We start from the raw sequence: 5,421 nt of genomic DNA, 5'->3' as shown, positions 1-5,421 counted from the left end.
GAGATGTGTATAAGAGACAGCCCGCACCATGCCCGAGAGCGGCGCGATAATCGGGGTATCCCCCACATGGGCGATCACATCTCCCTCCTGCACCAGATCGCCGAGCTTGATCAGGCTCTTCATCACGCCAGCCACGGGGGCCCGCACCACCCGACGGCCGGAGTGCCCCTCGATGACCCCGGGAATGCCGGTATTGGGCTGGGCGGGGCCCTGATAGATGACCCGGCCCAGATGGTGGCCGCGGTTGGTTTCGATCACCGCATCGCAGTCACGTCCCGCTTCAAAGCCCGGGCCGAGTGCCACCGTGATAGGTGCCATCTCCTTGTGGGTGCCGAGGTTCTGTTTGGCCAAGATGGCATCCACCAGATAGCGGGGTTTAAGTTCCGCCAGGGTGGCGCACTCAGGATCGACCAGCAGCGGAATAATACCCCGCTCCAGCTGTTCGAATGCCTGCTCGACGTTATCTACCCGCTTGGCATGCACACCTTCGACGCTGGTTTCGCCATCGAACATCCCCTGGGCAAAGGCGACGGTGCGGCGGATCACCGTGGGCTTGTCGAGATCCAGCATCACCACCTTGAAGCCGGCATTGTGCAGCCGCAGCGCCACGCCGCTGGCGATATCCCCCGAGCCGCGCATCACCACCAGTTGATCCCGCTTGAGACGCACATCGTCCTGCATCAGGCCACCTGCCTTGCCGTTTTTCACCTGCAGCAGTTCGGCCAGAATACTGATGGCGATCTCCTCGGGGGTTTCGGCACCGATGTTGTAGCCGATGGGGGCGTGCAGTTGCTGCAGTTGCTCCTGGCTTACCCCTTGCTGGCGCAGGGCCTGGGTGAAGGTCTGTACCTTGCGTTTGCTGGCGAGCAGCCCCAGATAGGCGAGGGGACGGGTGATCAGTCGATCCAGCGCCTCCTTGTCCTGATGGTTGGTGGCGATGATGACGAAGTTGGTCGGCTCGATGGCCAGCGCCTCGATCACCGCGCTGATGGTATCGGCCTGCATGAGATGGGTGCCGGCAGGGAAGAGGTCAGGGTTGAGGCTCCCCTCAAAGCAATCCCCCACGTGGACATCAAAGCCGAGCGGCGCTGCGGCATGGGCTACTGCCCGGTTGACGTGGCCAGCACCGATCAGCACCAGCCGTGGTCGCAGGCCATAGACATCGATATAGACCGACATGGCACCACCGCAGTCCGACCCTACCGCGTTTTCTCCATTGCGCGCCATCCGGCCGTGGAAGATGCGGGGTTTGCGCTCGGCAATCGCGGCCACGGCTTCTTCTATCACCAGCCGTTCGATCATGCCACCGCCGATGGTGCCGAGGATCTGACCATCGGCCATCACCAGCATCTGGGCCTGATGGCGGGGAGTGGAGCCCCGGCTCTCGATGATCTGGGCAATGGCGAACGGGGTGTTGGCTTGTTCCAGCCGGGCTGCGTGTGAAAAAAGATTCATAAGGTACCTCTTATTATCCTTAAAACGTTATGGGTGAGGCTGCGGCGCCTCATCCACAGAGAAGTGGCCGAATACGTGGCGAATGGCGTGTGGCTCGCGCACCGCTCCTTGCCAGATGGCGTGGAGCTCGGGGTGACGGGCCAACAGGTTTATCAAGTGCGGCTGCCATGACGTCTCATTTTGATAATCGCCATTGATAAACCAGATCCGGCGAGCCCTGGCCGGGGTGCTTTTGAACACCCCCAGGGGGTGGGAGAGCAGCTTGTGAAACAGCGGCCAGTCGAGCGGGTCACCGGCCGCAATCCCGCACAGTGCCTGAAGCTCGGCCCAGCGGTGGATCTGCAGCGGGTCCGCGTTGGCTCCCACCATGGCACCGCCCGTCAGGGCGATCACCCAGTCACTGCTCTGGGGAATGCAAGGTTCGTGCAAAGCGGGCACTTTCAATAACTTGTGATGGGCACCATCCGCCTCGACCAGGATGAGATCGAAGCGTTGCTGCCCCTTGAGCAGATCAATCTGTTGCGGTGTCGGGCCCGCCACCTTGCCGCTGGCCTGATCGATATGGCTAAACAGGGCGACCAGCGCGGGACCGTTTGGTAGTCTCTGGCAGCGGGTGAGTTGCCGGACGGGATCTGCTTCAAGGATTAATTCCCGATAGTGTGACGGGGCAGGCAGAAACATCCGGGTGGTGGTGGTAATTAGCACCCGTTTACCCTGTTTATAAAAATATTCCGCCAGCCAGAACAGGGTGCTGGTTTTTCCTCCAGCACCGCACAGACTAATTAAGGTGGTATGGCTATCAATATTTTTCGCAAGCGGGTTTAATAGCGAACCAATATCGGGAAATGAGACCGCAATAGGCTTTGGTGACGACATGATGATGACCGAAATAAATATCGAAGCGGATGGGGAACAGCGTTACCCGAGACAAGTGCAGTGTGACTGTATAATTACAGCGGCGGGGTTATCTTCCCGAATGGGCACTTGGAAAATGATGCTACCTTATTGCCAGGGGACAATGCTTGATGCAAGTCTCAAAAATGCCCTGGCCTTTTGCCAGCGGGTTATTCTGGTGGTGGGCCATCGTGGCGACGAGCTCAGGGCTCGCTATCGCGGACGGTCGGATATCCTGATCGTTCACAACCCCGACTATCAGCAGGGGTTGGGCAGTTCCATCCGCTGCGCCCTGGCCGCCAGCGACGCTGACTACCTCTTTATCAGCCACGGTGATCTTCCCTGCATCCCGCGCGAGGTCTATCAACAGTTGTGGCTGCTACGGGGCCAGGAGGCACTCTTCCCCACCTATAAGGGGGAGGCGGGCCATCCGGTCTTGCTGCCAAAATCCCTTGCCAGCGCGCTGGCAGTGGCACCTGCGCAGCAGTCGGTGCGGCGCTGGCTGCAACAGCACCCGCACCGTCTGGTGCCGGTCGACAGCCGTGCCATCCTGTTTGATGTGGATACGCCGGAGCGTTATCAGGCGCTGCTCGATGGGGCAGTGAGCGCTACGTCGGCAGGTGAGCACGAGCGGCGCAGGCTTGAGTCTGCTCGTCTCGTGTGGCGACACTCGGTGGAAACGTGAGCGCTGAGTCGCACCGCCTTGCTATTTATATTGATACAGCGAGAAGCGCCGCTTCAATTAAACCCCGGTCATGATTACCGGGGTTTAATTACGATAATGATGCGCGACATCGCTGTATCAAAGTGATATTTATCGTATTTGATTTGATAGCTGGCGCGATTTTTAATCAATGCCGGGAATGGTTTTCAAAGTGATTGATAACCACTCTCAACAGCCATGGTGAATACCTGCCAAAGAACCCTCATTAATTGGAGCTATCTCACGCTTTCACCCTAAAATATAGTTTTGCATCCGGTGTGGCCTGATAGTTGCTCCTCTCCTTGCCAAGGGGTAAAGCCCGTACGGGATACCTCATTTATTCATGCTGCCAATGGGCAGAACAGCTGCAAGGAGATTATCATGGGCGATATTATGCGACCCGTTCCGTTCAAGAACCTGCTGACCCGTATTTTTGCGGAATATAAAGAGAGTCAGAGCATTTTCGGTATTCCCGCCACGCAATTCTATCGCAAGCAGGACGAGCGCAAGATCAAGGTGTTCGGTGAAACCTGCGAAACCCCCATCGGTCCGGCGGCAGGTCCACACTCCCAGCTGGCCCAGAATATCGTGACCTCCTGGCTGACTGGCGGTCGTTTTATCGAGCTCAAGACGGTGCAGATCCTGGACCGTCTTGAACTGGCAAAGCCCTGCATCGATGCCGAGGATGAGTGCTTCAACACCGAGTGGTCCTCCGAGTTCACCCTGCCCAAGGCGTTCGACGAATACCTGAAGGCCTGGTTTGCCCTCTATCTGCTGGAAGAGGTGTTTGATCCCCGTCTGGAGGGGGAGGCCAAGTCCTTCGTCTTTAACATGAGCGTGGGTTACAACCTCGATGGCATCAAACAGCCGCCGATGCAGCAGTTCATCCATAGCTTGAAGGATGCCAGCACCAGCCCGAAATTTGCCGAGTATCAGCAAGTGCTGCGCGAACTGGCGGCCGACGAGCAGTTTATCGCCGAGCTGGGCTTGGGTGCCCGTCGCGATCGTCTGCAACAGCTGGCGGATCGTATTCCGGCCGATATGGTGCACGGCCTCACCCTCTCTACCATGCACGGCTGCCCGCCCAACGAGATCGAGGCCATCTGCCGCTACATGCTGGAGGAGAAGGGGCTCAATACCTTCGTCAAACTCAACCCGACCCTGCTGGGCTACCCGCGGGTGCGCGAGATCCTCGACACCTGCGGTTTTGATTACATTGGTCTGAGCGAAGAGTCGTTCGACCATGACCTCAAGCTGGATCAGGCCAAGGCGATGCTGACCCGCCTGATGGCGCTGGGGGCCGAGAAGGGGCTCACCTTCGGGGTCAAGCTGACCAACACCCTGGGCACCATCAACCGCAAGGGTGCACTGCCTGGCGATGAGATGTACATGTCCGGCCGCGCCCTGTTCCCGCTCGCCATCAACGTGGCTGCCGTGCTGTCACGCGCCTTCGATGGCAAGCTGCCCATCTCCTACTCGGGCGGTGCCAGCAAGTTCAACATCGCGGAGATCTTCGAAACCGGCATCCGTCCCATCACCATGGCGACCGACCTGCTCAAACCGGGTGGCTACCTGCGCCAGATTGAGTGCCTCAAAGAGATCGATGCGTCGGGCAGCTGGGCCATGACTCAGGTGGATGTGGCCAAGCTGGAAGCGCTTGCCGCCAAGGCCCTCACCATGGATTACACCCAGAAGGAGTGGAAGTCCGACGATCGCATCGAAGTGGGTGGCGGTCTGCCGATGACCGACTGCTACGTGGCGCCGTGCGTTACCGCGTGCGCCGTGCATCAGGATATCCCCGAGTACATTCGCCTGATGGGCGAGGGGGAATACGTGGCGGCCCTGGAGCTGATCTATCAGCGCAACGCCTTGCCCGCCATCACCGGCCATATCTGCGATCACCAGTGCCAGTACAACTGTACTCGTCTGGATTACGATAGCCCGCTCAATATCCGCGAGCTGAAAAAAGTGGCGCTGGAGCGCGGTTGGGAAGGGTACAAGGCCCGCTGGCACAAGCCGGCAGGCAGCGGTGACAAGCACCCGGTTGCGGTCATTGGTGCAGGTCCGGCCGGTCTCTCCGCCGGTTACTTCCTGGCCCGTGCCGGCCACCCGGTCACCGTGTTCGAGCGCGAGGCGGATGCCGGTGGCGTGGTCAAGCACATCATCCCCGAGTTCCGCATTCCGGCGGAGCTTATCCAGCACGATATCGACTTTGTCGCCGCCCACGGGGTCAAGTTCGAGTTTGGCTGCGATCCGGCGCTCACCGTCGACAAGCTGCATGCCCAGGGCTTTGCCTATGTCTTCGTCGGTATCGGTGCCGACAAGAATGGCGGCATGCGTCTCGAAGGGGGTCATGATCGGGTCTACAA

General features: G+C 59.3%; 4 protein-coding genes. 2 read left to right on the top strand and 2 right to left on the bottom strand.

The genetic code is table 11. The features are described from left to right. A partial coding sequence (yqeB, locus tag LD28_RS0121845; protein ID WP_033138971.1) for a selenium-dependent molybdenum cofactor biosynthesis protein YqeB occupies window positions 1–1,455 on the bottom strand: 1,455 nt, incomplete at its 3' end. A 27-nt stretch (window positions 1,456–1,482) separates the two neighbouring features. Beyond that, complete coding sequence (gene yqeC, locus LD28_RS0121840; RefSeq protein ID WP_033138970.1) at window positions 1,483–2,331, bottom strand: selenium cofactor biosynthesis protein YqeC; 849 nt, start codon at window positions 2,329–2,331, stop codon at window positions 1,483–1,485. Here yqeC and mocA point away from each other — a divergent pair. Next, the gene (mocA, locus tag LD28_RS0121835) at window positions 2,330–3,034 is read left to right on the top strand and encodes a molybdenum cofactor cytidylyltransferase (protein ID WP_081959674.1); all 705 of its coding nucleotides are present in this window, start codon (window positions 2,330–2,332) and stop codon (window positions 3,032–3,034) included. The two genes, yqeC and mocA, sit on opposite strands and share 2 nt — an antisense overlap. 399 nt (window positions 3,035–3,433) lie before the next feature. Continuing rightward, window positions 3,434–5,421, top strand: a 1,988-nt coding sequence (ygfK, locus tag LD28_RS0121830) for a putative selenate reductase subunit YgfK (RefSeq protein WP_033138969.1), incomplete at its 3' end; no start/stop codon positions are given.

The sequence above is a fragment of the Aeromonas finlandensis genome, assembly GCF_000764645.1.
GTDB classification, from domain to species: domain Bacteria; phylum Pseudomonadota; class Gammaproteobacteria; order Enterobacterales; family Aeromonadaceae; genus Aeromonas; species Aeromonas finlandensis.
The sequence above is the reverse complement of the archived record's forward strand: the minus strand, read 5'-3'. Positions and strand labels throughout refer to the sequence as shown.